General features: G+C 65.4%; 22 protein-coding genes. 10 read left to right on the top strand and 12 right to left on the bottom strand.

The window, feature by feature from the left end; translation table 11 throughout:
• Positions 1-37 precede the first annotated feature (37 nt).
• The 5 genes from A3AS_RS0103885 to A3AS_RS0103865 are packed head-to-tail and all read left to right on the top strand — an operon-like array spanning position 38 to position 5,660.
• Positions 38-1,828 carry a peptide ABC transporter substrate-binding protein gene (locus A3AS_RS0103885; protein ID WP_018316291.1) on the top strand — a complete coding sequence of 597 codons (1,791 nt, stop codon included), beginning with the start codon at positions 38-40 and terminating at the stop codon, positions 1,826-1,828.
• A 29-nt stretch (positions 1,829-1,857) separates the two neighbouring features.
• Positions 1,858-2,817 carry an ABC transporter permease gene (locus tag A3AS_RS0103880; protein ID WP_018316290.1) on the top strand — a complete coding sequence of 320 codons (960 nt, stop codon included), beginning with the start codon at positions 1,858-1,860 and terminating at the stop codon, positions 2,815-2,817.
• Positions 2,783-3,700, top strand: a complete 918-nt coding sequence (locus A3AS_RS0103875; RefSeq protein WP_018316289.1) for an ABC transporter permease — start codon at positions 2,783-2,785, stop codon at positions 3,698-3,700. Before A3AS_RS0103880 ends, A3AS_RS0103875 begins: the two co-directional genes overlap by 35 nt.
• The gene (locus A3AS_RS0103870; protein ID WP_018316288.1) at positions 3,700-4,695 is read left to right on the top strand and encodes an ABC transporter ATP-binding protein; all 996 of its coding nucleotides are present in this window, start codon (positions 3,700-3,702) and stop codon (positions 4,693-4,695) included. The genes A3AS_RS0103875 and A3AS_RS0103870 overlap by 1 nt, the downstream gene beginning before the upstream one ends.
• A complete protein-coding gene (locus A3AS_RS0103865; RefSeq protein ID WP_018316287.1) occupies positions 4,692-5,660 on the top strand; it encodes an ABC transporter ATP-binding protein in 969 nt (322 codons plus the stop codon). Before A3AS_RS0103870 ends, A3AS_RS0103865 begins: the two co-directional genes overlap by 4 nt.
• 108 nt (positions 5,661-5,768) lie before the next feature.
• On the opposite strand, the gene A3AS_RS0103860 is transcribed toward A3AS_RS0103865, so the two are convergent.
• The 4 genes from A3AS_RS0103860 to A3AS_RS0103845 all read right to left on the bottom strand — a co-directional run bounded on the left by A3AS_RS0103860 (position 5,769) and on the right by A3AS_RS0103845 (position 9,952).
• Entirely contained in the window at positions 5,769-6,416 is a 648-nt protein-coding gene (locus A3AS_RS0103860; RefSeq protein ID WP_018316286.1) for an HAD-IA family hydrolase, read from the bottom strand.
• A 56-nt stretch (positions 6,417-6,472) separates the two neighbouring features.
• Entirely contained in the window at positions 6,473-7,516 is a 1,044-nt protein-coding gene (locus A3AS_RS0103855; RefSeq protein WP_018316285.1) for a helix-turn-helix domain-containing protein, read from the bottom strand.
• Between the two features lie 136 nt (positions 7,517-7,652).
• On the bottom strand, positions 7,653-9,557 hold the full coding sequence (locus A3AS_RS0103850; RefSeq protein ID WP_018316284.1) for a sensor domain-containing diguanylate cyclase: 1,905 nt from the start codon (positions 9,555-9,557) through the stop codon (positions 7,653-7,655).
• Positions 9,558-9,730: 173 nt separating this feature from the next.
• On the bottom strand, positions 9,731-9,952 hold the full coding sequence (locus tag A3AS_RS0103845; RefSeq protein WP_018316283.1) for a dodecin: 222 nt from the start codon (positions 9,950-9,952) through the stop codon (positions 9,731-9,733).
• Positions 9,953-10,188: 236 nt separating this feature from the next.
• Here A3AS_RS0103845 and A3AS_RS0103840 point away from each other — a divergent pair, with 236 nt between their 5' ends.
• Together A3AS_RS0103840 and A3AS_RS0103835 are read left to right on the top strand one after the other, a co-directional pair.
• Positions 10,189-11,190 (top strand): family 16 glycosylhydrolase, encoded by a 1,002-nt coding sequence (locus A3AS_RS0103840; protein WP_018316282.1) that lies wholly within the window; start codon positions 10,189-10,191, stop codon positions 11,188-11,190.
• Between the two features lie 2 nt (positions 11,191-11,192).
• Entirely contained in the window at positions 11,193-12,662 is a 1,470-nt protein-coding gene (locus A3AS_RS0103835) for a GH1 family beta-glucosidase (protein ID WP_018316281.1), read from the top strand.
• A 9-nt stretch (positions 12,663-12,671) separates the two neighbouring features.
• Here the strand turns inward: A3AS_RS0103835 and A3AS_RS0103830 are convergent, their stop codons facing one another.
• From A3AS_RS0103830 to A3AS_RS0103805, 6 genes are all read right to left on the bottom strand, one after another.
• Entirely contained in the window at positions 12,672-13,229 is a 558-nt protein-coding gene (locus tag A3AS_RS0103830; RefSeq protein ID WP_018316280.1) for an HNH endonuclease, read from the bottom strand.
• Positions 13,230-13,443: 214 nt separating this feature from the next.
• Positions 13,444-14,421, bottom strand: coding sequence for a peptidyl-alpha-hydroxyglycine alpha-amidating lyase family protein (locus A3AS_RS0103825; protein WP_018316279.1), 978 nt, complete (start codon positions 14,419-14,421; stop codon positions 13,444-13,446).
• Positions 14,422-14,474: 53 nt separating this feature from the next.
• A complete protein-coding gene (locus A3AS_RS0103820) occupies positions 14,475-16,238 on the bottom strand; it encodes an NAD(P)/FAD-dependent oxidoreductase (RefSeq protein WP_018316278.1) in 1,764 nt (587 codons plus the stop codon).
• Between the two features lie 167 nt (positions 16,239-16,405).
• Positions 16,406-17,932, bottom strand: a complete 1,527-nt coding sequence (locus A3AS_RS0103815; RefSeq protein WP_018316277.1) for an acyl-CoA synthetase — start codon at positions 17,930-17,932, stop codon at positions 16,406-16,408.
• A 22-nt stretch (positions 17,933-17,954) separates the two neighbouring features.
• On the bottom strand, positions 17,955-19,139 hold the full coding sequence (locus A3AS_RS0103810) for an ABC transporter substrate-binding protein (protein WP_018316276.1): 1,185 nt from the start codon (positions 19,137-19,139) through the stop codon (positions 17,955-17,957).
• Positions 19,140-19,174: 35 nt separating this feature from the next.
• Complete coding sequence (locus A3AS_RS0103805) at positions 19,175-20,149, bottom strand: nitronate monooxygenase family protein (RefSeq protein ID WP_026201640.1); 975 nt, start codon at positions 20,147-20,149, stop codon at positions 19,175-19,177.
• A gap of 180 nt (positions 20,150-20,329) precedes the next feature.
• Here A3AS_RS0103805 and A3AS_RS0103800 point away from each other — a divergent pair, with 180 nt between their 5' ends.
• Positions 20,330-21,217: a LysR family transcriptional regulator gene (locus A3AS_RS0103800; protein ID WP_018316274.1), complete on the top strand. Its 888-nt coding sequence runs from the start codon at positions 20,330-20,332 to the stop codon at positions 21,215-21,217.
• Between the two features lie 31 nt (positions 21,218-21,248).
• On the opposite strand, the gene A3AS_RS0103795 is transcribed toward A3AS_RS0103800, so the two are convergent.
• Positions 21,249-21,902 carry a DNA-3-methyladenine glycosylase gene (locus A3AS_RS0103795; protein ID WP_018316273.1) on the bottom strand — a complete coding sequence of 218 codons (654 nt, stop codon included), beginning with the start codon at positions 21,900-21,902 and terminating at the stop codon, positions 21,249-21,251.
• A 122-nt stretch (positions 21,903-22,024) separates the two neighbouring features.
• Here A3AS_RS0103795 and gluQRS point away from each other — a divergent pair, with 122 nt between their 5' ends.
• Positions 22,025-22,897 (top strand): tRNA glutamyl-Q(34) synthetase GluQRS, encoded by an 873-nt coding sequence (gene gluQRS, locus A3AS_RS0103790; protein WP_049814780.1) that lies wholly within the window; start codon positions 22,025-22,027, stop codon positions 22,895-22,897.
• Between the two features lie 104 nt (positions 22,898-23,001).
• Complete coding sequence (locus tag A3AS_RS0103785; protein WP_018316271.1) at positions 23,002-24,282, top strand: ATP-binding protein; 1,281 nt, start codon at positions 23,002-23,004, stop codon at positions 24,280-24,282.
• On the opposite strand, the gene A3AS_RS0103780 is transcribed toward A3AS_RS0103785, so the two are convergent.
• Positions 24,209-25,102 (bottom strand): YihY/virulence factor BrkB family protein, encoded by an 894-nt coding sequence (locus tag A3AS_RS0103780; RefSeq protein ID WP_026201638.1) that lies wholly within the window; start codon positions 25,100-25,102, stop codon positions 24,209-24,211. The genes A3AS_RS0103785 and A3AS_RS0103780 overlap by 74 nt on opposite strands.
• Between the last annotated feature and the right edge of the window lie 211 nt (positions 25,103-25,313).

Raw genomic sequence — 25,313 nt, 5'->3', positions numbered from 1 at the left:
CGTCTTCATCACGATGGGAACCAGACGGGGGACAACCATGCTGGATAAAGAACTGCGTTCGATGATCGGCCAGGTGAAGGACGGACGGATGGATCGCCGCGCCTTCATCACGCGCATGGCCGCGGTCGGTCTCACTGCCCCGCTGGCCAACCAGATCCTCGCGCTCGGCGGCGTCGCCATGGCCGAGGGCGCCTCGACCTACAAGCCGACCAAGCGTGGCGGCGGTGGTGCGCTGAAGCTGCTGTGGTGGCAGGGCCCGACCTTGCTCAATCCGCATTTCGCCACCGGCACCAAGGACCAGGACGGTGCGCGCTTGTTCTACGAGCCGCTGGCCTGTTGGGATCCCGACGGCAACATGAAGCTGGTTCTAGCCGCCGAAATTCCCTCGATCCAGAACGGCGGCCTGGCCGCCGACGGCAAGTCGGTGACCTGGAAGCTCAAGCCCGGCGTTAAATGGCATGACGGCGCGCCGTTCACGGCCGACGACGTCGTGTTCAACTGGGAATACGCCAAGGATCCCGCGACCTCCGCGCTGACGATCGCGACGCTCCGCGACATCACGGTGGAGAAAGTGGATGACCTCACGGTCCGCATCCTCTTCAACAAGCCGACGCCGTTCTGGGCCGACGCCTTCGTCGGTGCGCCCAACACCATTATCCCGAAACATCTGTTCAAGGACTATATGGGGTCCAAATCGCGGGAGGCGCCGACCAACCTCTCGCCGGTCGGTACCGGCCCCTACAAGTTCGTCGAGTTCAAGCCGGGCGACCTCGTCCGCGGCGTGCTCAACCCCGATTATCACATGCCGAACCGCCCCTATTTCGACTCGGTCGAGATGAAGGGCGGCGGCGACGCCGTCTCGGCCGCGCGCGCGGTGATCCAGACCGGCGAATACGATTTCGGCTGGAACATCCAGGTCGAGGACGACGTGCTGTTGCGTCTGGAGAAGGGCGGCAAGGGCAAGACCGTCTATGCGGTCGGTGGCGACACCGAGTTCATCGCGCTGAACTTCACCGATCCCAACACCGAGGTCGATGGCGAACGCTCCTCAATCAAGACCAAGCACCCGCTGTTCTCGGATCCGGCGGTGCGCAAGGCGCTCTCGCTGCTGATCGATCGCGAGTCGGTCAAGAAGGCGATCTATGGTCGCGCCGGCCGCACCACGGCCAACTTCCTCAACGGTCCCGAAAAGTTCGTCTCCAAGAACACCTCGTGGGAGTTCAGCATCGAGAAGGCCTCGAAGATCCTCGACGAGGCCGGCTGGAAGCCGGGCGCCGACGGCATCCGCGAGAAGGACGGCAAGAAGCTGAAGCTGCTCTACCAGACCTCGATCAATGGTCCGCGCCAGAAGACCCAGGCAATCGTCAAGCAGGCCTGCCAGAAGGCGGGCATCGACGTCGAGCTGAAGTCGGTCGTCGCCTCCGTGTTCTTCTCGTCCGACGTCGGCAATCCCGATACCTATTCCAAGTTCTACGCCGACATGGAGATGTTCCAGATCCCGCTGAGCCAGCCCGATCCGTCGCAGCACATGCGTCGCTACCTCTCGACCCTCGTCGCCACCAAGGAGAACAAGTGGCAGGGCACCAACTTCCCGCGCTGGGTCAACAAGGAGTACGACGCAACCATCCAGGCTGCGGACGGCGAGATGGATCCGGTCAAGCGCGCTGCGCTCTACATCAAGGCCAACGACCTGATGTACCAGGACACCGTGTTCATCCCGGTGCAGCATCGCCTCAAGGTCGAGGCGGCGGCCAACAATCTGCGCCCGGTCGTGTCCGGCTGGGCCAACGAAACCGACAATCTGTTCGACTGGTACCGCGAGGAATGATCCCCCAACTCTAGACGGGGCCTTCCCTCATGAGCCAATACGTCCTGCGTCGCCTGATGATCGCGATTCCGAGCCTGCTCGGAATCTCGGTCGTGCTGTTCGTCGTGCTCGCGCTCGCGCCCGGCGATCCGTTTTCCGAGCTGGCGACCAACCCGAACGTGCCGCCCGAGGTACAGGCGGCGCTCCGGGCCAAGTTCGGCCTCGACGATCCGATCCACCTTCGCTACCTGCACTGGCTCAACGCCATGCTGCACGGCGACTGGGGCTTCTCCTTCGTCAGCCGGATGAACGTCGACACGCTCATCCTGCAGCGCCTGCCGGCCACGCTCTACGTGATCGGCTCGGCGCAGATCCTGGCGCTGCTGATCGCGATTCCGGTCGGCGTCTACGCCGCCACGAAGCCCTATTCGCTGTTCGACCAGATCGCCAACACACTCGCCTTCGTCGGCTTCTCGCTGCCGACGTTCTTCACCGGCATCCTGTTCATCCTGATCTTCTCGGTCACGCTGGACTGGCTGCCGTTCGTCTACACCACCGACATCAAGGGCACCGGCATCCACTGGGTGCTGGAGATGATCCGTCAGGCGATCATGCCGGTGGCGGTGCTCGGCTTGTTCCAGGCGGCGTCGATGACGCGTTTCGTGCGCTCGGCGATGCTGGACGTGATCCGGCTGGACTATGTCACCACCGCCCGCGCCAAGGGGCTCGGGCAGGCCAAGGTCATCGTCAAGCATGTCATGCGCAACGCCATGATTCCGGTCGTGACGTTGATCGCGCTGCAAATGCCCGCGGTGTTCGGCGGCGCCATCGTCACCGAGCAGATCTTCCGCATTCCCGGCATCGGCTCGCTGCTGATCTCCTCGATCCTTTCCAACGACACGCCGGTGGTGATGGCCGTCACCTTCGTCTTCGCGTGTCTGGTCGTGCTGTTCAATCTCATCGCGGACGTGCTTTATGGCTGGCTTGACCCTCGCATCTCCCTCCGCTGAGCGGCGCGTCTACTCGCCCTGGCGCGAGACGTGGCGGCGCTACAGCCGCCACAAGCTTGCCGTGGTCAGCGCGTTCCTGCTGCTCGTTCTGATCCTGGCGGTGGTGCTCGGCCCCTTCATCTGGCGCGTCAAGATCGACGACATCGACATCGTCGCAGGCATGCAGGGGCCTTCGCCGGCGCATCCCTTCGGCACCGACGATCTCGGGCAGGACATCCTCGCCCGCATGATCTATGGCGGGCGCATCTCGCTCGCGGTCGGCCTCGCCGCGATGCTGGTCTCGGTCTTCGTCGGTGTGTTGATCGGCGCGCTCGCCGGCATGTCGCGCGGTGCGCTCGGCCACGGGTTGATGTGGCTGACCGACCTCTTCCTGTCGCTGCCGCAATTGCCGCTGCTGCTGCTGCTGATCTATCTGTTCCGCGACGGTCTGAAGGCCGCGTTCGGTCCGGAGGGCGGCATCTTCATCCTGATCGTGCTCGTGATCGGCGGCCTGCGCTGGATGCCGGTGGCGCGGCTCGTGCGCGCCCAGTTCCTGTCGATCCGCGAGAAGGAATTCGTCGAGGCCGCGCGGGCGCTCGGGGCGAGCCCGGTGCGGCAGGTGGTGCGTCACATCCTGCCCAATGCGCTCGGTCCGGTGATCATCGCCGGCACCATCGACGTCGCCGCCGCGATCATCGCGGAATCGACGCTGTCCTTCCTCGGCCTCGGCTTCCCGCCCGACACGCCGACCTGGGGTCGGCTGCTGTATGATGCCAAGGACTTTCTCGACATCGGCCCGCACTGGGCGCTGTTCCCGGGCGGCGCGATCTTCATCGCGGTGGTCGCCATCAACTTCATCGGCGACGGCCTGCGTGACGCGCTCGATGCGCGACGGGTGATCTGATGGCGCCGCTGCTCGAGATCAAGGGACTGAAGACCCACTTCTCCACGGACGACGGCATCCTCCAGGCCGTCGACGGCGTCGACATCTCCATCAACCGGGGCGAGACGCTCTGCGTGGTCGGCGAATCCGGCTGCGGCAAGACCGTCACCGCGATGTCGATCCTGAAGCTGATCGCGATGCCGCCGGGCCGCATCGCGGCGGGTCAGATCATCTTCGAGGGGCGCGATCTCGTGCCGCTGACCAGCAACGAGCTCGACGAGATCAGGGCCAAGGAGATCGGCTTCATCTTCCAGGAGCCGATGACCTCGCTCAACCCGGTGCTCACCGTCGGCGAGCAGATCGCCGAAAGCCTGCGCCGCCACGAGGCCGTGACCAGGAAGCAGGCGCTCGATCGCACCATCGAGATGCTGAAGCTGGTGCAGATCCCCAACGCCGAGGGCCGGGTGCACAACTACCCGCACCAGTTCTCCGGCGGCATGCGCCAGCGCGTGATGATCGCGATGGCGCTCGCCTGCAAGCCGAAGCTGATCATCGCCGACGAGCCCACCACTGCGCTCGACGTGACCATCCAGGCCCAGATCCTGGACCTGCTCCAGGACATGAAGGAGCGCTTCGGCATGGCGGTGATGCTGATCACCCATGCCATGGGCGTCGTCGCCGAAACCGCGCAGCGCGTCGTCGTGATGTATGCCGGCAAGGTGGTCGAGGAAGCGCCGGTCGACGATCTGTTCGGCCATCCAGGTCATCCCTATACGCAAGGGTTGATCCGCTCGATCCCGCGCATCGACCTCGACAGCGAGCACAAGACGCGGCTCGAGGCGATCGGCGGCTCGGTGCCGATCCTGATCAATCCGCCGGTCGGCTGCCGCTTTGCGCCGCGCTGCAAGTTCGCCATGAACGTCTGCACCGAGAAGGAGCCGCTGCTGCGCGAGATCGCACCCGGCCATCGCATGGCCTGTCATCTCGGCGATACAAATCTGGGAGGCGCGGCATGAGCGAACCCTTGCTGCAAGTCTCCAATCTGAAGAAGCATTTCCCCGTGCTCGGCGGCCTGCTGTCGCGCCAGGTCGGGACCGTCTATGCGGTCGACGGCGTGTCGTTCTCGGTCAATCGCGGCGAGACGCTCGGTCTCGTCGGTGAATCCGGCTGCGGCAAGTCGACGACGGGACGCTGCGTGCTGCGCCTGATCGAGCCGACCGACGGCGAGGTCACATTCGACGGCCAGGACGTGCGCAGCCTCGGCGGCAACGATCTGCGCGCGATGCGCCGCAACATGCAGCTAGTGTTCCAGGATCCGTTCGCCTCGCTCAATCCGCGCATGACGGTCGGCGCGATCCTCGGCGAGGCCTTCACCATCCATAACCTTGCGACCTCCGCCAAGGAGCGCGAGGAGCGCGTCGCGGGCCTGCTGGTCAAGGTCGGGCTCAAGGCCGAGCACATGCGGCGCTATCCGCACGAATTCTCCGGCGGCCAGCGCCAGCGCATCGTGATCGCGCGCGCGCTCGCGGTCGAGCCGAAGCTGATCGTCTGCGACGAGCCGGTCTCGGCGCTCGACGTGTCGATCCAGGCCCAGGTCATCAATCTGCTGGAAGACCTCCAGGCCGAGCTGAACCTCACCTATCTCTTCGTCGCGCACGACCTCTCGGTGGTCGAGCACATCTCCGACCGCGTCGCGGTGATGTATCTCGGCCGGATCGTCGAGCTGGCGAAAGCAAGCGATCTCTACCGCAACCCGCAGCATCCCTACACCAGGGCGTTGCTGTCGGCGGTGCCGGTGCCCGATCCAAAGCTCAAGCGTGAGCGCATCCGCCTCAAGGGCGACGTGCCGAGCCCGATGAAGCCGCCGTCGGGCTGTCACTTCCACACCCGCTGCCCGATCGCCCAGCCGCGCTGCGCGGAAAGCGCGCCCGTGCTGAAGGAAGGGGCGGGCGGCCACTTCGTGGCGTGTCATCTGGCTTGAGGCTCCGAAAGCGAGTTCAGAACCTGTAGGGTGGGCAAAGCGAAGCGTGCCCACGATTCTGAAGACGTGGGCACGGCGCTGTCGCGCCTTTGCTCACCCTACGTACATTCATCCGAGAAGCAGGCCGTGCTCCGACAAAGCCTGCCTGAATGTCTCCACGGACGTGTGCTGATGCGCGAACAGGCCCGCCTCTCGCGCGCCGGCGACGTTGGCTGCGAGATCGTCGACGAACAGAGCGGTCTGCGGCCTCACGCCGAGCTCCGAGAGGCAGAGGCGATAGCAGTGCGGGTCCGGCTTGGCCGTCTTGAATTGGGCCGAGGTGTAGATCCGGGAGCCGAACAACGGGCGCAATTCCGGCAGCAGCGTATCGATGTGGTCGGCGACCAGCGTGGTATTGTTGGTCAGGACGGCAATATCGACGGTGTTTCGCAGGCTACCGGCAACGTCCAGCATCGCGCGATCGGCCTGCATCGAACGACGCCGGGCTTCCACCCACTCATCGAGCGAGAGGGGATAGCCGATGCGTTCGCCAAAACCTCGCAGATAGTCGGCGGCCTCGAGTGCGCCGGAGTCGCCGAGCAGCTCGAATCCGCTGTCCCAGATCGCGTTGTGGACGGCTTCGCTGCTGGTCCCCGCAAGCTCCGCCAGATAGGCGACGCGCGTCGCCCTGTCGTAGTCGCAGAGGACATTGTCCATGTCGAAGAGGACGAGCTTGATGGCATCAGTCACGGCGACGCTCGCGCATTGGCCGAACATCCGGCCCTGGCGTGAGTCATATCCCGCCGGAACGCGGGCGACAAATCAGGTGCTGGCTAGGGCTGCGATGCGCGCCGCCGCGCCAGTTGATGCAGCACCGTGTCGACGGCCGGCACCGCTCCGGTCTCGCGCAGCCACGTGTCGGCCAATTCCCTCAATTCGCCCGGCGTCAGGCCGAACTTGCGACGGAACGCGCGGATGAAGGTGGAATCGCTGCTGAAGCGCATGTCGACGGCGAGCTCGATCAGGCGGCCGTCCTGCGTGGATGGCGATATCAAGCGCCGAAACGCGAGATTGAGCCGCTGCTCCCGCACATAATGCGCAAGCCCGCCCTCGGCCTCGAACATCCGGTAGAGGGTCGCGCGCGAGATCTGGAAGTGGCGGCAGAGCTCTTCGCTGGTGAGCGCATCGGTTTCGAGATTGTTCGCGATGCGGCGCTTGATCATCGTGAGGTAGAGGTGCCGCTCGGCGCGCTCGAGGCCCGCGACGATCTCCGCCGTCCCGCCGGCGGCGGCCGCCACGAGATCGGCGATCGCCTCGACCGTGGCTTCGGCATGGCCGGTCGCGGTGTCCGTCCCGGGCTCGGACGGCAGGGCAAGCGCGGCGTAGTGGCTAGCGAGCAGGCGTGCATGAGGATGATCCGACGGCAGCAGGGTTGCCGTCGCCGCATCCGAATGGGCGAGCCGCGGCGCCAAAATCGCGCGTTGCAGCACGATCGACATCAGATGGGTGCGGCTGCCCGCGGCGCGCAGCGCGGTCCGGTTTGGCTGCGCCATGTCGATCAGAACGATGTCGCCGGGCCGCAGCGTGACCTCGCGCCGGCCCGAGCTGAACTGCATCTCGCCCTCGACGCAGAGGGTGATCTGAAAATGATCCATGACGCCGCGGGCGACGTGCGCGGGCGTGCGGTCATAGTCCTGGTCGGTGGCACGCGTGTCGATCAGCAGGGCGTTGCGGGTCATCCTCGTCACCGTAGTGACATGGAAGTCGTCCTCCGCGGTGCGCGGAATGACCTCACAAATGTCGACCGTCATGGCCCGCAACTGCGCGAGCGCCTCCGGACCGCGCCCGGGAATGTCCGCCGCCGTGCTTCCGTTCAACGCAGTCCCGTCCACATCCCCTCGCGATGCGGAAGACCGCATGCAACTGATTTCTCGAGATCGGCGGCAAGCCAATGTCGGGTCTGGATGTAGCCATTCGGAAATCGGTGCGCAAGCGAGGTCGAGGTGGGTCCCGTCACGCGGTCTTCGCGGGCCAGGGCACGACCTGTCCGGACATCACCAGCCGATCGCGGCCGCTGTCCTTCGCGGCATAGAGCGCACGGTCAGCCGCAGCGACCAGCGTGCTGAAGTCCGTGGAGGTCAGGGACGGAACCCCGGTTGCGGCGCCGACGCTTACCGTGACCAGCCGGGAGGGCGGATTTTGCGCATGCAGCATGGCAAGATCGTGCAGCGCCTGGCGGACCGCTTCTGCGACCTCCACGCAGCCATCCGGGCCGGTGTTCGGCAACAACACGGCGAATTCCTCGCCGCCGTAGCGCGCCGCGAGGTCGGCGGGGCGCCTGGCCTGGGCGGACAGGATCCGGCCCAGCGCGCGCAGGCACCCGTCGCCCGCCAGATGCCCGTAATGGTCGTTGAATTTCTTGAAATGATCGACGTCGATCAGCAGGAGCGAAAGCTGCGTGCCGTCGCGCCGGGCGCGCGCCCATTCCTCAGTGAGGCGTTCGTCGAATGCGCGCCGGTTGGCAAGGCCGGTGAGGCCGTCGGTCCTCGCAAGCGAAGCGAGCTTGTCCTGAAGATCCTTCTGCTCGGTTATGTCGCGCACGACCGCGACGACGCCGTCGATCGCGCCGCTGTCCGATGCCACCGTCACGTGCAGCGCCGCCTCCGCCCAGATCTCCCCTTTTTCGCGATGACGCTGGCGATAGACGAACCGCGCTTCCTCGGCCTCGCCGTTCTTCAGTGCCGTGATGGCCTGCTCGACCCGTTCCATGTCGTCGGCGTGAATGCCGGCCAGGGCCGACGAGTTCAGCAGTTCCTCGGCGGTCCAGCCGGTGATGCGCACGCATGACGGAGAGACGTAGAGCAGCCGGTTATCCAGCCCGATCCGGGTCACCATGTCGCTGGATTGCTCGGCCAGCAGGCGGAAATTGGCCTCCTTGGCGACCAGGGCCTGCGCCATGCGCTGCCGCTGCCAAAGCTGACGGACCAGGTAGGAGCCGATCACCGCGATCAGCAGGACGAGGCCGACGACGAAGGTGATACGCGTGGCGGCGGCGCGTCGCCAGGGGGCCAGCACGTCGTCCCGGGACTTGCTCGCCAGCACCATCAGTGGATAGCGGCTGCTGCGCTGGTAGTAGCTCAGGCGCTGCACGCCATCGAGCGGCGACTTGAAATAATAGACCGCTTCGGCGGGGCGGCTTTGCCAGCTTTTGAACAAGGGCGCATTGGACAGGTCGCGTCCAACGAAGGCGCCGCTCTCGTCTCGGCTGCGTGCCAGCATGATGCCGCCATTGTTGAGCAGCGATACCGAGCCGTTCGGCCCGACGTCGAACCGCTCGTAGAATTTGACGAAATAGCTGACGTCGATGGTGAGCAGGGCAACGCCGGCGAAGCCGCCGTCGTGATCGTTGATCCGACGGGACGCCGTGATGATCCACTGGCCCCCGGAGCGGCTCTTGACGGGCGGGCCGATCAGCGTGCCCGTTGCCGGGGAGGCGCGATGGCGCTGGAAATATTCCCGGTCGCTGTTGTTGAGATTGGAGAAGTCGAGGCGCTCGGTCGTGGCAAGCCACCGGCCTGTCGCGTCATAGACGAAGATGCCGCGAATGCGATCCGATGATTTGCGTGTCGGCAGATAGGCCTGGAGCTTTGTGATGGTGTCGGGCCCGGTTCCGTCGAGTTCGAGCCGGTGGACCAGCCCGACCAGGAGCGTATCGGCAAGCTCGAACGTATCGTCCGCGTGCTGGATCAGTGAATGTGCGAGGTTGGCGACGTCGATCTCGGCGTTCCTGAGGTCGACATTGCGAGCTTCCCATTCGCGCCAGGCGCTCAAGCCGAGGATCGTCACGCAAATCAGCGCAACGAAGCCCGCCGCCCAGAGCGGAAGACGCGCCTTGCCGAGTTCGCGGCTGGTGACCATCGGGCTTGCTCCAAATTGGGGCAAACCTCTCACTTTCGCCTTAACGGCCTATTGCAAAATCCGCGATGATTGTGCGGGGTCCGTAATCAACCGGACGGATTGCCGATGTCGCCAGGGCTCGTCGGCGGAGCCACGCTACCGCAGTGCGACAGTTCCGTCTGCTGCCCGCCGCGTCATCCCTCCAGCGTGAAACCGACGCGCAGCGTCACCTGATAATGGCGCACGGCGCCGTTCTCGATGTGGCCGCGCGTCTGCACCACCTCGAACCATTTCATCTCGCGGATGGTCTTGGAGGCGCGGCTGATCGCGTTCTTGATCGCGTCCTCGATCGAGGTTTCGGACGATCCGACGAGGTCCAGGATCTTGTAGACATGATCACTCTCGGTTGCGGCCATGGGTCTTCCCTTGTCTCATCTTGCAGCGGACAAACGCGCTCGATGGAACGTGCATGCGAGCGCATGGCGTTGACTCTGAACGGGCGTGGGCGCTTCGGGTTCCCAGCGCCCGATGGCCCCGGAGCGGAGGCGAGAAATGGTTTTCAAATCGCCCGCCGGCGCTGGATGCCGCGGTTGCCCCTGCGAAGACGGATAAGCTAACCTCTGCGCATGTCGTGGCAGCTTCGAGTGCGGTGATGATCGACCGTTGGACGAGGGGCACTCTGGTTGCGATCGGCCTCGGCGTGCTGCCCGCGCCTTGTATGGCGCAGGATGAGCCCGATGGCGCGCCGGCGAGCATGTCGCTGCAGGTCACGACCGATCCTTCCACCATCGCGTGTCGCCGGCTCGATACGGTCAATCCGGCTTCGCTGGTGTTCCTGCCGCTGCGCCGGACTTTCAGCGAGGATTTCGACGAGCATCCGCTGTCGACGGGACGTTGGGTCCCGCATTATGCCGGCGGCGCGGCGTGGCCGGAGGCGCGATATTGGGGCGGCGACGGCTCCGACTTCAAGCGCAAGACCAGCGCCAATGGCGAGCAGCAGATCTACGTCGACCCGCGCTATGCGGGCCGCGCGGCCGCGCCGCTCGGGCTCGATCCGTTCAGGGTGAAGGACGGCGTGCTATCGATCATCGCCAGCCGCACCCCGCCGGAATTGAAGCCGGTGCTGTTCAACAATGAGTACATCTCGGGCATCCTGACGACCCAGGGCACATTCGCCCAGAAGCACGGCTATTTCGAAATTCGCGCCAAGGTGCCGGTCGGTCACGCAGTGTGGCCGGCGTTCTGGATGCTGGCGGACGACGGCGGCTGGCCGCCGGAGGTCGACGTGCTGGAAGGCCGCGGCGAACGGCCGGGAGATCTGGTGATGACGACGCATTGGCGGATCCCCTCGACCCAGAAGATCCAGTCCTGCGGCTTCGATTTCGCGGTCGGCGACGCCTCGAGCGTATTCCACAATTACGGTGTGCTGTGGCAGGAGGATCGGCTGGTCTATTTCATCGACCGCAGGCCGGTCTCCGACATCAAGGTGCCGATCGGCTTCGATGATCCCATGTACATGATCGTCAATCTGGCGATCGGGTCGAAGTTTTTTCCGGGCGTCAGTCAGGTCGATGCGGAATCGCCAGCGAGTGTCGCGTTCGAGATCGACCGGATTTCCGTCTATCAGATCGATCTGGAGCTGGCACGGAGATAGCGATGCCAGCCGATGTCTCGCGGCGCCGTTTTGCCAAGCTCACGGGCCTCGCCGCGCTGGGCGTAGCCGCAGGTGTCCGGGCCGCGGAGAATGAAAAGTCCGCATCGACCGACCGCCACCTGCCGACGCCGTTCCCGAAGGATTTTTTGTGGGGCACGGCGACCTCGTCCTACCAGATCGAAGGCGCGGTCGATGAGGACGGTCGCGGAAAGTCGATCTGGGACATTTTCAGCCACATCCCCGGCAAGATCGAGGACGGCTCGACCGGCGACCGCGCCAACGAGCACTATCACCGCTACAAGGAGGACGTCGCGCTGATCCAGGCGCTCGGCGTCAAGGCCTACCGTTTCTCGATCGCGTGGCCGCGCGTGTTTCCGGAAGGTTTTGGCCAGCCCAACCCCAAGGGGCTCGATTTCTACGACCGTCTCGTCGACGAGCTGCTCGCGAACGGCATCGAGCCTTACGCGACGCTCTATCATTGGGACCTGCCGCAGGCGCTCCAGGACCGCGTCGGCAGCTGGTCGTCCAGCGACACCTCGAAGGCTTTTGCCGATTACGCTGCGCATGTCGCCGCGCGTCTGACCGATCGGGTGAAGAATATCTTCACCGTGAACGAGGTCGGGCGTTTCGTGAATTTCGGCTATGGCTGGGGCATCGATGCGCCCGGTCTCAAGCTGCCGACCGCGCAGCTCAACCAGGCGCGCCATCACGTCGCCTTGGCGCACGGGCTTGCCGTGCAGGCGATCCGCGCCTCCGGCCGCGCCGGCACCCGCGTCGGCCCGGCCGAGAACATCGCCGCCTGCGTGCCGGCGATCGCGACGCCGGAAAGCATCCACGCCGCCGAGATCGCGACGCGCGAGCTCAACGCCGGCTTCCTCGGTGTGGTGCTGGAGGGCAAATACACCGAGGGCTTTTTGGCCTATGCCGGCGCGGATGCGCCGAAATTCACCGCCGAGCAACTGAAGATCATCGGCACGCCGAACGATTTCGTCGGCCTCAACATTTACGCGCCGCAGTATTACGTCACGGCTTCCGATCGCGCGCCCGGCTTCCACGTGCTGCCGTTCCCCACCTCGTTCCCGCACATGAATTCGGAATGGCTGCGGATCGGCCCCGAAGTGATCTACTGGGCGCCGCGCCTCGCTGCAAAGATCTGGAGCATCGAGAATATCTATATCAGCGAGAACGGCACCTCGTCCGAGGACAAGATCGCTGCCGACGGCCAGGTCTACGACCTCGACCGCATCATGTTCCTGCGCAACTATCTGTCCCAGATGCAGCGCGCGACCGCCGAGGGCGTGCCGATCCGCGGCTACTTCCTCTGGAGCCTGATGGACAATTTCGAGTGGATCTTCGGCTACGGCAAGCGCTTCGGCCTCTACCGGGTCGATTTCGAGAGCCAGGCAAGGCTGCCGAAGTTGAGCGCGGCGTTCTATCGCGACGTGGTGGCACGGAATGCGATCGGGGCGTGAGACCACACCCTACGGATCCAGCTCCGTATCCCAGTACAGATAGTCGAGCCAACTATCGTGCAGATAGTTCGGCGGGAACAGGCGGCCGTTGCGGTGAAGCTGGTGCACGGTCGGGGCGAAGGCGTGCTGGCGCGGAAACATTTTTGCCTGCACCGGCGTGAGATTGCCCTTGCGCAGGTTACACGGCGAGCATGCCGCGACCACGTTCTCCCAGGTGGTCTGGCCGCCTTTGCTGCGCGGGATGATGTGATCGAAGGTCAAGTCTTCGGGCGAGCCGCAATACTGGCAGGCGAAACGGTCGCGCAGGAAGACGTTGAACCGGGTGAAGGCCGGATGGGTGGTCGGCTTGACGAAGGATTTGAGCGAGACGACGCTCGGCAGCTGCATTTGCAGCGTGGGGCTATGAACCGCCTGATCGTAATGTGCGACGATGTTGACGCGATCGAGGAACACCGCCTTGATCGCGTCCTGCCACGACCAAAGAGACAGCGGGTAGTAACTCAGCGGCCGGAAGTCCGCATTCAGCACCAACACCGGCCAACTGCCTTGCGAGACATGTGCGTTCAAGTAACGCTCCCGGCCTCCAATATACGCTGCGAAGCAGCATGTACTGACATACTACATGCAGCGTGACGGGATTGTGAAGCCCGTTGAGCGACTTATTCAGGTGCAAGCAATGCGGCGCCGGGGTGGCGAAAGTGCTCAAAAAGCCGCGTTTTGGAGGAGGTACGCGGCTGGCTAGGAACCGCCGTGACCAGCGGCTGGTGGTCTGCTGCGGAAGCTACTCCCGTACCCGCTCCAGCTTCTGCAAGCACCGCGTCGCGCGCACCGCCGCCGGCATCTCCTCGTCGGGAAAGCTGGTGTCCCAGTTGGTCACGCCGACCTCGCCGACATAGATGTCGCCCCTGGAATCCAGCGCGATGCCGTGGGGCGCCAGGAACTTTCCGCTCGCAACACCCGGCCCTTCCTCGCCGCCGAGGCGCGCGATGCGCTTGCCCTTGGCGTCCACGATCGACAGCCGCGGGCCGAGATTAGGCACCTTGCGGTTGATGGCGAGGCCCGGGCCGAGCTCGCCGATCACGAAGGTCGGGCTCTTGGCCCGTCCGCAGCAGCACAGCGCGCAGGGCCGATGCAAATTGTTCCACTGGGTTTCGTATTTGCCCTCGCCATTGAACACCTGCACCCGGTGGTTCTCGCGGTCGGCCACATAGACCCAGCCATCGGCATCGGTGGCAATATTGTGCACGATGTTGAACTGGCCGGGATCCGTGCCCGGCTCGCCCCAGCTCTTGAGCAGCTTTCCGTCCGGCGTGAACTTGTGCACGCGCGCATTGCCATAGCCGTCGGAGACGTAGATCTCGCCCTTCGGCGACAGCGCCGTGTGGGTGCAGCGGTGGAAGGGCTCGCCGCTCATGAACGGCGCCGGTTTCTCGGGGATGCCGATCGTCAGCAGCACCTTGCCGTCCGTGGTGCATTTGCGCACGGTGTGGTCGCCGTCATCGGTGCAGTAGAGATTGTCGTCGGCGTCGATATGCAGCCCGTGTGCACGCGAGAACAGCCCTTCGCCCCAACTGCGCAGGAAATTGCCCTCGCGGTCGAGCACCACCATCGGGTGGGCGCCGCGGTTGAAGACGTAGACACGATCCTTGCTGTCGACCGCGACGGAGGCGACGTCGGTGAGCTGCCAGCCGTCGGGCAGTTTCGCGAAATTGTCGACAACGCGGTAGCGGTGCTCGCCGCTGCCGAGAATGGCTGGCATTGATCTCTCCTCTTGTCATTCCGGGCTCGCGCTACGCGCGCCCGGAATGACGGCTATATTCGCCCCAAGATCCTTTCCTCGATCGCCTTGATCTGCAGCGCGAGATATTTCGAGTTGATCCGGCATTGGGCGAGGCTGCCGGCGATGAACCAGAGCCCGGGCTGCCTGGTGCGCGCGTACATGTTGCGCAGCTCAAGACCATCGCCAAAGCCCCAGATCGGCCCGACGCGGTCGGCGATGGCCTCGCCGAACAGTTTTCGCACCAGATATTCCTGCGGCTTGTAGCCGGTCGAGAGCACAATGAGGTCGGCGGGAAGGAGCGTGCCGTCCTTCATCCGTGCGCCCTCCTCGACGAAGCCCTCGATGTCGGCAAACTGCCTGAGCTTGATCGCGCCCTCGACGACCAGGTTGGAGCAGCCGACGTTGAAATAATACCCGCCGCCGCGGGTGAGGTATTTGAACTGCCAACCGGTGCCGGCCTCGCCGAAGTCGAGCTTGAAGCCGACGTGGGAGAGGCCGTCCAGCAGCTCCTTGTCGAGCTGCTTCGATTGCTCGGTCAGCATGACGTGCGTCTTCTTCGCCAGTGGCGTCGGCATCGAGGCCGCGATCAAATCATTGTCCTCGAGCGTGCCTTCGTTGTAAGTCGCATAAGCGAGCTGTGCTGAGGGTTCGATATTGGTGACCAGCGTCGGCGAACGCTGCACCAGCGTCACTTCGGCGCCGCTGGAATGAAGGTCCTGCGCGATGTCGTGGCCGCTGTTGCCGGTGCCGATGACGATCGCGCGCTTGCCGGTCCAGCTCTCGCCGTCCTCGTAGCGGCTGGAATGCAGCAGCGTTCCCTTGAAATTGTCGAGCGTCGGAATATCAGGAATATTGGCGATGCCGCTGACGCCGGTTGCCATGATGACATGACGCGGATGCATGGTCCGCTTGCTGCCGTCGGTGCGGCGCAGTGTGACTGTCCAGCGTCCCTTCGCCTCGTCATAGGCGCCGCCTGCGAATTCGGTGCCGGTCCAGAAGTTCAGCTCCATGGCATCGACGTAGGCCTCGAACCAGTTGGCGAGCTTGTCCTTGGGGATATAGACCGGCCAGTTCGGCGGGAACGGCATGTAGGGCAGGTGATTGACCTGCACCTGGTTGTGCAGGGTGAGCGCATGATAACGCTTGCGCCAATTGTCGCCGATCCTCATCTCGCGATCGACGATCAGCGCGTCGACCTTGAGCTGCTTCAGCCGTGCTGCGATCGCGAGCCCGGCCTGGCCGCCGCCGACCACCAGCACGGTCGGATCGCGATCGGCGTAGTCGCGCGAGGCGTTGCGCAAATCGAGCCAGTTCGGCCCGCGGAAATCGCGGGAATAAGCCTGGCCGCGCGGTCGCGACGTGCCGAGCTGCTCCTCGAATCCTTTGAGCTCGTCGAGCGCGGTGAGCAATGTCCAGGCCTTCAGGCGGTCGCCGTCAGCGCTGTCGGGAATGAGCCGCAGGATACCGCTGCCACGCCCGGTCGCGGTTTCGAAATCGAAGATCGCTTCGATGTTATTGGTACCGGCGCGTGTCACCCAGCGCGGCGGCGCGCGGTTCGGCGCGATCTTGAAGTTGGTCGGTGCCGCCTTGGGCGCGAGCGCGGTCAGCGCTTGCGCAATCGTCTCGTGGCCGGGGATTGTTTGCAGGTTCCAGCTCAGCGCCAACACGTCGCGCCAAAAACTGTCGACGAGGAAGAGGCGGTCCAGCGTGGCGAGATCGGGCCTGCCCAGCGCGCGCTCGAATTCATCGAGCCAGGCCTGGGCGCAGGCGGATAGATCCTTGATCTTGTCGAGCATGCGCGACCTCTTGGCCGTCTTTCGCGGCGTTTCCTCTGAGATCGAACGCTATACGGTTTCCTCGCCCGCAAAAAGCTGCCGACCCGAGCGAGGCAGGCATGCAGCCCTGCTCGGGCGGAATATGGCCTGGCCCTCCACTCGTGCGCGGGACGCCGGCCGGTGAAGGTTTAAGCGCCGTCCGGACCGCGGCCGGTCCAATAGGGATCGCGCAGCTTGCGTTTGAAGATCTTTCCGGTCGCCTCCCGGGGCAGCGCATCCAGGAACCGGATCTCCTTCGGCACCTTGAAGTTCGCCAGCCGCTCGCGCAGAAAAGCCTGCACTGAGGCGGCGGAGAGCTGCTCGCCGGTGTCGGGCTCGATGCAGGCACAGAGCCGCTCGCCATATTCAGGGTCGGGAATGCCGAACACGGCGCAATCGCGCACGCCGGGCATGCCGATCAGCGCGTTCTCGATCTCGGCGGGATAGATGTTGACGCCACCCGATATCACCATGTCGCGCTTGCGGTCGCACAGAAACAGATAGCCGTCTTCGTCGAGATAGCCGACGTCGCCGACACTGACGAGGCCGTCGCGCCCGGCCTCGGCGCGCGCCTGCGCCTTGCCGTGATAATCGAAATCGGGCACCGCTGTCTGACGCATGTAGATTTCGCCGACCTCGTTGGCGTTGCACGGGCTGCCGTCGTCGCGGAAGATCCTGACGATGCCGCCTTCGATGGCGCGGCCGACGGTGCCGGGCTTCTTCAGCGCCTCCTCGGCGGAGTGCCACACCGGGATCCCGGTCTCGGTCGAGCCGAAATACTCGTTGATGACCGGCCCCCACCAATCGATCATCGACTTCTTCACCTCGGGCGGGCAGGGCGCAGCGCCGTGCACGACGAAGCGCAGCGACGACAGGTCGTAGCGGCGCCTGACGGTCTCGGGCAGCCGCAGCAGCCGCACGAACATGGTGGGGACCATGTGGATGTGCGTCACCCGGTGACGCTCGATCAGCGCCAGCAGCTCCTCCGCATCGAACCGCGGCTGGAGGATGATGGTACAGCCATTGCGGAACGCCATCATGCCGTAGGAATGCGGCGCCGAGTGATACATCGGCCCGTTGATCAGCACGATTTGGTTGTCCCGCGGCTTGATGCCATATGCGATGGCGCCGACGCGTTCGGAGGCGGCCGCCTGCTCGGGCTGCATCGGCATGCGCCGCACGCCCTTCGGCATCCCGGTCGTGCCCGACGTGTAGATCATTGCCGCGGCCCGGCGCGGCGGTTCCTGAACTTCCACTTGGCCGTCGCGCCAGCGGTCCCATTCGGTCAGTCCGGCGGGGATTTGCGTCAGCGCGGCGGGCACGGCGAACGTTGTCGCCAGTTCGGGCGGCGTCTGGACCACAAGAAGACGGACGTCCTCCGGCACGCCGTCACGAATCTGCGGCAGCAGGTCGGCGTGGCAGACCAGGATCTTCGCGCCGCTGTCGGTCAGGATGTAGCGGACCTCCTCGGCCTTGAGGTGCCAGTTGATCGGCACCACCGGGCTGCCGAGGGCGGCAGAGGCAGCAACCACCTCGAACAGGGCGAAGTCGTTGCGCAGCATCATCGCAACCGGCGCGGCCTCGGCAAGGCCCAGGGCGCGGAATCCGCTTGCCGCCCGCCTGATGCGTGACTGGATCTCGTCATAGCTGATCCGGCGCTCGCCGCTGATGATCATGGCGTGTCCTTCCCGCGCGAGCCTAGCGATCGTCCAGCACGTCGCCGAAGCCGACCCAGCTCTTGCCGTTGAAGCGGCGGAGCTGAAGCTGCTGGAACGGCAGATAATCGTCGGGACCGGTCGTAACCGATATTCCTGGCAGCAGCAGCGGCAGCTTCACCTCCTTCAGCGAGGCTGCCTGGCGCATGATGTTGTCGCGGCTGACATCATCCTTGCACGCCTTCAGCACCGTCATCAGCAGCGTCGCATAGTGGTAGCCGGCCGCGTAGTTGGAGTTGGAAAGGTCGGCGTTCGGCATGTATTGCTTCATGAAGGCAAAATACTCCCTCACGCCGGGATCGTTGGCCCATTGCGGGTCCATTGTATCCTTCTGGTTGCTCGACGAGATCAGGCCGACGGCGTTGTCGAGCCCGGCCGGCTCCAGGAACGAAATCGACGAAGCCGAGGTCGGCACGAAGAACAGCTCGGGCTTCCAGCCGATCTCGGCCACGCCCTTGACCATCTGCGAGGTGAACTTTCCGAGCACGACGCCGAACAGCACGTTGGCGCCCGAGGCCTTCAGGGTCGAGAGCTGCGAGCTGATCGTCGGCGCGCTGGTCTCGTAGGTCTGCTCCGCGATGATCATGCCTGCCGCCTTGGCTCCGAGCGCGCGCTTGAAGCCTGCGACATAGTCGCGACCGAAATCGTCGTTCTGCGCCAGGATCGCGATCCTGGCGTCGGGCTTGGTCTGCAGAATGTATTTGGCATAGACCACGCCCTCGGATTCGTAGGCCGCCATCCCCGGCATCGTCCACGGATTCTTCTGCGGCTCGGCCCATTTTGTGGCGCCCGAGAGCACGAACAGCTGCGGCACCTTCTTGGCGTTGAGATAGCGCTGCACGGCGCTGTTGGTGGCGGTGCCGAGCGAGCCGAACATCATCAGCACCTCGTCCTGCTCGACCAGCTTGCGGGTCTGCTCGACCGTCTTCGGCGGCGAATAGGCGTCGTCCAGCGTGATGAACTTGACCTTGCGGCCGCTGATGCCGCCTTCGGCATTGATCTTCTCGAAGAACGCTTCCTGTGTCCGCCCGATCGCGCCGAAGCCGGAGGCCGGGCCGCTATAGGGCAGGGTCTGCCCGATGCGGATCTCGGCGCTGCCCTCGGCGTGGGCGCTGGCGGCGCCGAGCGTCAGCAACGACATGCCGATCAATGCGGCCGCGAGCTTCATGGTGTCCTCCCGTTTTTTCTTGTCAATCCGAGACGTCAGGCGCTGGCGCGGAGCAGGAAATCCTGGCGGGCCTGATCGAACTCCGCCTTCATCCGGTCGACCAGGTCGGCCACGGGCGGCGCGTCGGTGATCTGGCCGATGCCCTGGCCCGAACCCCAGATGTCGCGCCAGGCCTTTGATTTCGTGTTGCCGCCGGAGCCGAAATTCATCTTCGTCTTGTCGGCCACCGGCAGATTGTCCGGATCGAGTCCCGCGGCGGCGATGGAGGGGCCGAGATAGTTGCCGTGCACGCCGGTGAACAGGTTGGTGTAGACGATGTCGTGCGCGGCATGCTGCGTCAGCGCGGCCTTGTAGGCTTCGTCGGCGTTGGCTTCCCTGGTCGCGATGAAGCGCGTGCCGATATAGGCGAGGTCGGCGCCCAGCGTCAGCGCGGAGGCGATGCCGAAGCCGTCGCTGATCGCGCCTGACAGCAGGATCGTGCCCTTGAACCATTGCTTGACCTCGCGCACCAGCGCGAAGGGCGACAGCGTTCCGGCATGCCCGCCGGCGCCCGCGCAGACCAGGATCAGGCCGTCGACGCCGTGCTCAGCCGCTTTCCGCGCATGCTTGACGTTGATGACGTCGTGGAACACCAGCCCGCCGTAGGAATGCGCGGCCTCGACGATCTCCGCCGGCGGCCGCAGCGAGGTGATGATGATGGGGACGCGATGTTTCACGCAGGTCTCCATGTCCTTCATCAGGCGGTCGTTGGAGGCGTGGCAGATCTGGTTGACCGCGTAGGGCGCGACCTTCCTGCCCGGATTGAGCGATTTGTATTGGCCGAGCTCGTCCTCGATGCGGCTCAGCCACTCGTCGAGCTTCTCGACCGGACGGGCATTGAGCGCCGGAAACGAGCCGACGACGCCCGCCTTGCACTGGGCGATCACCAGCTCTGGTCCGGAGACGATGAAGAGCGGCGAGCCCACCACGGGCAGCGCGAGCGAATCCTTCAAGAGAGCGGGCAGCGCCATCATGTCCTCCCTGGAAACGCGGCCCCGCCGGCGGGCGGATGACGAGGCGTTTCCCTGTTGATTGTCGCGCGGGCGATTGCCGCCCGTGTTGCGGATTTGATCCCACTATAAGGTTGGACGGCGCGCTCCGGTCGTTCAATAATGTACGAGTAGCCATTCAGATATGAACGGGGGTGCCGATTGGACTGGGATCTCTGCAAGACCTTCGTCGCGGTCGCCGATACCGGAAGCTTCACCGCCGCCGCCCGCCGGCTCCGCACCAGCCATCCCACCGTCAGCCGCGAGATCGCGGCGCTGGAAGCTCAGCTCGGCACCAGACTGGTGGCGCGCGCCGCCGACGGCCTGGCACTGACCGCGGACGGACGGACATTGCGCGAGCACGCCGAGGCCATGGCGGCGGCGGCGCTGCGGGCCGAGACCGCGGTCGCGGCCGGAGGACACAAGGCACGCGGCATCGTCAAGCTTTCGATCGGCGCGACGCTGGCCTCGCATTGGCTGATGCCGCGCCTGCCTGCCTTTCTGCGTGCGCATGACCATGTCCAGCTCGAGATCATCACCCACCCGTTTCCGGCGAGTGTGCGCCGGCGTGAGGCGGACGTGGTGCTGAGGCCTTTCGACAGCGGCGAGGAAAACCTGGTCGGCCGCAAGATCGGCCGCCTTGGGACCGGATTCTATGCCTCGCGCGATTATGCCGCGGGGCGATCCTTGCCCGAACGGCGCGGCGAGTGGAAGGAGCATAGCGTCGTCGGCTTCGCCGACCAGACGTCCAACGCGCAGCTTGCGCGCTGGAGCGACGTCGTCACCCGGCAGGCCAGGGTGGTGATGCGCTGCTCTTCCCAGGGCGACATGCTGGCAGCGGTCCGCGCCGGGATTGGGATCTCGGCGCTCTCCTGCTTCGTCGCGGAAAGCTATCCCGACCTCGTGCGCGTCGCCCCGCAAAAGCTCGCCAGCGTGGCGGACCTGTGGCTGCTTGCCCATCCCGACCTCGTCGAGCTTCCGGCGGTGCGCGCCGTCGTGGATTTCGTCGCCGAATGCGCCCGGGCCGACCGCGCGAGGCTGCGGGGCTAGGCATGATCCGGAAAAGTGTGCAGCGGTTTCTTTAGGCCGAGCCGGCGAGCACGCCCTCGCGCTTCTTCACCGCGCGATAATAGCTCCACCACAAATGCGCCGCCGCGCCGCGCAGGGGACGCCAGGGCTCGGCGAGCGGCGCCATCTGCTTTTCCGTCGGCCGTGCCTGAAGGCCGAGCCCGACGCGGATGGCCTCCTGCACGGCGAGGTCGCCGGCGGGCCAGGCATCGCCATGGCCGAGGCAGAACAACAAATAGACGTCCGCGGTCCAGGGGCCGATACCGGGCAGCGCGATCAGCGTGTGATGCGCGGCGTCGGCGTCTTCCTCGGCGAGCACGTCGAGGTTCAGCCGCTGCGCGCCGATCTCGCGTGCAAGATGCTTCAGCGTCTTGATCTTGGCGGCCGACAGGCCGAGCCGCCCCAACCGGTCAGTGCGGGCGCGGCGCACCGCGTCATGGTCGAACGGATCGAAGGCCGCCGACAACCGTCCCCAGATCGCCGCGGCGCTCGCGGTCGAGAGCTGCTGGCCGCAGACGATGTGGGCAAGGCCCGCAAAACCCGGCTCGCGCCGCCGCAACGCCGGCATGCCCGCGATCTCGAATACGGGTTTGAGGCGCGGGTCGCGCTTGATCAGCGCTTGGACGGCCTCTTCGAGATCGGATTGGGTTTCGAGATGGATGGTCATGCGATTGGCAAGCTTTCTTCGACGTCATGCGCGGGCTTGACCCGCGCATCCATCTCCTATCGTAACAGAGTCCTTGGAAGATGGATGGCCGGGCTGAGCCCGGCCATGACGAGTTTGATATGATGGCACCACCCGTTTTCCGATTCGCCCCGAGCCCGAACGGCCACCTCCATCTCGGCCACGCCTATTCCGCACTGCTGAATTTCGACCGCGCGCGCGAGACCGGCGGCCGCTTGTTGCTGCGGATCGAGGACATCGATGCGACGCGCTGCCGGCCGGAATTCGAGGCGGCGATCTATGAGGATCTGGCCTGGCTCGGAATTAATTGGGAGACGCCGGTGCGGCGGCAGTCGGAGCATCTCGCTGATTATCGCGCGGCGCTGGACAAGCTGTCGGCGCTTGGGCTCATCTATCCCGCCTTCGAAAGCCGCGCTGAGATCGCAAAGCTCGTCTCGGCGCGCGAGGCGGATGGCCCGTGGCCGCGTGATCCCGACGGCGCGCCGCTTTATCCCGGCGAGTCCAAATCGCTGCCTGCCGACGCGCGGGCGCGCCTGATCGACAGCGGCGTGCCCTACGCGCTGCGGCTCGACATGGCGGCCGCCTGTCGGCGCGTCGCCGGCCTGACCTGGAATGAGCTGGGCGAGGGGCCTGATGGCGAGCGCGGCACGGTCCCGGCGCGGCCCGAGGCCTGGGGTGACGTCATCCTGGCGCGCAAGGAGACGCCGACCAGCTACCACCTGTCCGTCGTCGTCGATGACGCGCTCCAGGACGTCAGCGAGATCGTGCGTGGCCAGGACCTGTTTCACGCCACCGCCGTCCACCGCCTGCTCCAGGTCCTGCTCGGCCTGCCCGAACCCGCCTACCGCCATCACCGGCTGATTGGCGACGGCGAGGGGCGGAAGCTGTCGAAATCGAACCGCTCGACCGGTCTGCGCGCCTTGCGCGCGGCCGGCATCACGCCTGCCGGCATCCGTCAGCTGGTGGGATTAGATTAAGTTTCTCTGGGGGTTAGCCAAACGCCGCCGTGACTCCGGGGGTTCCGCCGTGCCATGCTTGGCCGACAGCCCGGGGTTCGAAGGGGACACTTCGAAGGGGATTTATGGCGGCGAAAACGCGCCCAGCGCGCACCACGCGGACGTCCAGGCGACCGCCTCGGAAGCGGTCCGGGACGGCCGGCGGGTTGCGCAAGCGCAGCACCAAGGCGGTCGCCCCGGACGTGGTCCAGGCGGCGCTCGCCGCCTTTGCCCATGAGGTCCGCACCCCCCTGACCGGCATTCTGGCGATCAGCGACCTGCTCGCGACCTCCGATCTCGGCGAGCGGGAACGGCGCTGGGCCGACACCATCAAGGCCGGCGCCGAGCATCTGGCGAGCCTTGCCACGCTGTTCGTGGATGCCGCACGAACCGGCAAGGGGACCGGCAAGGGCGGAGGGACGCTGCGGCAGGACCTGTTCGATCTGCGCACGCTCGCCCGCAGCGCCGGGGATTCGCTGGCCGGCCGCGCCGCTGCCAAGGGTCTCCAGGCCCAGGTCGGGATCTCCGACAAGCTCCCCGGCCTCGTGGTCGGCGATCCCGTCCGCCTGCGCGCCGCGCTCGAGAACCTGATCGACAATGCCGTGAAGTTCACCGACCAGGGCGGCGTGGCACTCGAGGTCGCTCCCTGGCGTCCTGCCAAAGGCAAAACGAAGGGCAAGTCAAAAGATAAGGGCAGGGTCGGCGTCGCCTTCGCGGTGTCCGACAGCGGCATCGGTCTGACCATGGCCGAGATCAAGCGGCTGTTCCGCCCGTTCACCCAGGCCAATGTCACCATCGCCTCGCGCTTCGGCGGCGCTGGCTTGGGCCTGTCCTCGGTCAAGCAATTGGCGCGCGCGATGGGGGGCGACATCACCGTCGCCCCACGTCGGGGCGGTGGTGCTACCTTCACGCTGACGGTGTCGCTCGATGCGGCCGGACCGCGCAAATCCCGCAAGGCGAAGGGCGAAACCGAGGCGGATGTGGCCGCGGCGCTGCGCGTCCTCAGCGTCGAGGACAATCCGTTCGGCCGCGTCGTGCTCAACACGATTCTGACCGAGCTCGGCCATCATGCCGAGTTCATCGGGCGCGGCGAGGACGCCGTCGGCCGGCTGGCGCAAGGCGCGTTCGATGCGGTGCTGATGGATATGGTGCTGCCGGGCATCGACGGCGTCGAGGCCATCAGGCGGATCCGCACCATGGAGGCCCCGCTGGCTCAGATCCCGATCATCGGGGTGTCCGGCCGCGGCGAGGACGAGGCGGCCTCGCGCGAGGCCGGTGCCGACGCCTTCCTGGTCAAGCCTGTGTCTCCGCGGGCGCTAGCGACTGCGCTGCTTGAAGCGACACGCCGTGAGGAAGCCGCGACTTGATGATCGCGGCGTTGAGCTCGCCGCCGTAAACGAAGATCGCGGCGATGAAATACAGGAACACCAGCGCGATGATGACCGAGGCGAGCCCCGCATACATGGTCACGTAATTGTTGGCGAAGCGCGCCAGATATTGCCCGAACACGATGCCTGATATCAGCGACGCCACGATGGTGAAGACGATGCCGGGAAGGATCTGGAAGAAGCCCCGCCGTCCAGCCGGCAGCCAAGCATGCAGGATGATCAGCGCCACCACCAGCGCACCGATGGTGATGCCGTAGCGCAGCCAGGTCAGGATGCTCTCGTTGGATTCGACGAACAGCGGGATGTGGCGCCGCGCCGCCTCGATCAGGAGCGGACCGAGCACGATCAGGAACGCCATGGCGAGCGCGGTGAAGGCAGCAATCAGCGTGTAGACAATCGATTCCAGCCGCAGCCAGTACCAGCGCCGCATCTCCACCACCGCATAGGCGCGGTTGAGTGCGACCCGGAGGGCCTCGACGCCGTTGGAGGCGAAATAGACCGACAGCGCCGCGCCGATGGTCAGAATGCCGGTGCGGGTCGTGGTCAGCACGTCATGCACCTCGCCCGAGATCGAATCGGCGACCTGCTTGGGCCAGATCTGCAGCATCAGGCTGGCGGCCTGGTCGGCGAGTTCCTTGGAGCCGAAGAAGCCCGCGAGCGAGGTCAGCACGATCAGGAACGGGAACAGCGCCATCAACGTCGACAGCGCGATATGGCTCGCGATCGCCCAGCCGTCGTCGGCCAGGAACGTGTAGAACGCATCCTCCAAGACGCAGTAAATGTAGCGGATGGCTTTCAAATGGCACCTACACCGCTGCCCGCTCTCCCCGCACGTAGGGAGAGGTCAGGAGAATAGGCAATGGGCGCAAATCGGAAATCATCGCAATACCATCTGATATTCTTGCCCCAAAAGCCAGTTCGCGAAGCGTCTCGCTGTCATTCCGGGCTCGACGCTTCGCATCGCCCCGGAATGACGCCGGAGGCTGCCGCGGCACCATGGCGGACCGGCG

The sequence above is a fragment of the Bradyrhizobium sp. WSM2793 genome (assembly GCF_000379585.1).
GTDB lineage: Bacteria > Pseudomonadota > Alphaproteobacteria > Rhizobiales > Xanthobacteraceae > Bradyrhizobium.
This window is presented reverse-complemented; position numbering and strand designations above follow the sequence as displayed.

What these genes read in the sequence shown, in the direction of transcription:
- A3AS_RS0103885 (WP_018316291.1), top strand. Translation starts at nt 38, where the DNA reads ATGCTGGATAAAGAACTGCGTTCGATGATCGGCCAGGTGAAGGACGGA.
- A3AS_RS0103880 (WP_018316290.1), top strand. Translation starts at nt 1,858, where the DNA reads ATGAGCCAATACGTCCTGCGTCGCCTGATGATCGCGATTCCGAGCCTG.
- A3AS_RS0103875 (WP_018316289.1), top strand. Translation starts at nt 2,783, where the DNA reads ATGGCTGGCTTGACCCTCGCATCTCCCTCCGCTGAGCGGCGCGTCTAC.
- A3AS_RS0103870 (WP_018316288.1), top strand. Translation starts at nt 3,700, where the DNA reads ATGGCGCCGCTGCTCGAGATCAAGGGACTGAAGACCCACTTCTCCACG.
- A3AS_RS0103865 (WP_018316287.1), top strand. Translation starts at nt 4,692, where the DNA reads ATGAGCGAACCCTTGCTGCAAGTCTCCAATCTGAAGAAGCATTTCCCC.
- A3AS_RS0103860 (WP_018316286.1), bottom strand. Translation starts at nt 6,416, where the DNA reads ATGTTCGGCCAATGCGCGAGCGTCGCCGTGACTGATGCCATCAAGCTC.
- A3AS_RS0103850 (WP_018316284.1), bottom strand. Translation starts at nt 9,557, where the DNA reads ATGGTCACCAGCCGCGAACTCGGCAAGGCGCGTCTTCCGCTCTGGGCG.
- A3AS_RS0103845 (WP_018316283.1), bottom strand. Translation starts at nt 9,952, where the DNA reads ATGGCCGCAACCGAGAGTGATCATGTCTACAAGATCCTGGACCTCGTC.
- A3AS_RS0103840 (WP_018316282.1), top strand. Translation starts at nt 10,189, where the DNA reads ATGATCGACCGTTGGACGAGGGGCACTCTGGTTGCGATCGGCCTCGGC.
- A3AS_RS0103835 (WP_018316281.1), top strand. Translation starts at nt 11,193, where the DNA reads ATGCCAGCCGATGTCTCGCGGCGCCGTTTTGCCAAGCTCACGGGCCTC.
- A3AS_RS0103825 (WP_018316279.1), bottom strand. Translation starts at nt 14,421, where the DNA reads ATGCCAGCCATTCTCGGCAGCGGCGAGCACCGCTACCGCGTTGTCGAC.
- A3AS_RS0103820 (WP_018316278.1), bottom strand. Translation starts at nt 16,238, where the DNA reads ATGCTCGACAAGATCAAGGATCTATCCGCCTGCGCCCAGGCCTGGCTC.
- A3AS_RS0103815 (WP_018316277.1), bottom strand. Translation starts at nt 17,932, where the DNA reads ATGATCATCAGCGGCGAGCGCCGGATCAGCTATGACGAGATCCAGTCA.
- A3AS_RS0103810 (WP_018316276.1), bottom strand. Translation starts at nt 19,139, where the DNA reads ATGAAGCTCGCGGCCGCATTGATCGGCATGTCGTTGCTGACGCTCGGC.
- A3AS_RS0103805 (WP_026201640.1), bottom strand. Translation starts at nt 20,149, where the DNA reads ATGGCGCTGCCCGCTCTCTTGAAGGATTCGCTCGCGCTGCCCGTGGTG.
- A3AS_RS0103795 (WP_018316273.1), bottom strand. Translation starts at nt 21,902, where the DNA reads ATGACCATCCATCTCGAAACCCAATCCGATCTCGAAGAGGCCGTCCAA.
- gluQRS (WP_049814780.1), top strand. Translation starts at nt 22,025, where the DNA reads ATGGCACCACCCGTTTTCCGATTCGCCCCGAGCCCGAACGGCCACCTC.
- A3AS_RS0103785 (WP_018316271.1), top strand. Translation starts at nt 23,002, where the DNA reads ATGGCGGCGAAAACGCGCCCAGCGCGCACCACGCGGACGTCCAGGCGA.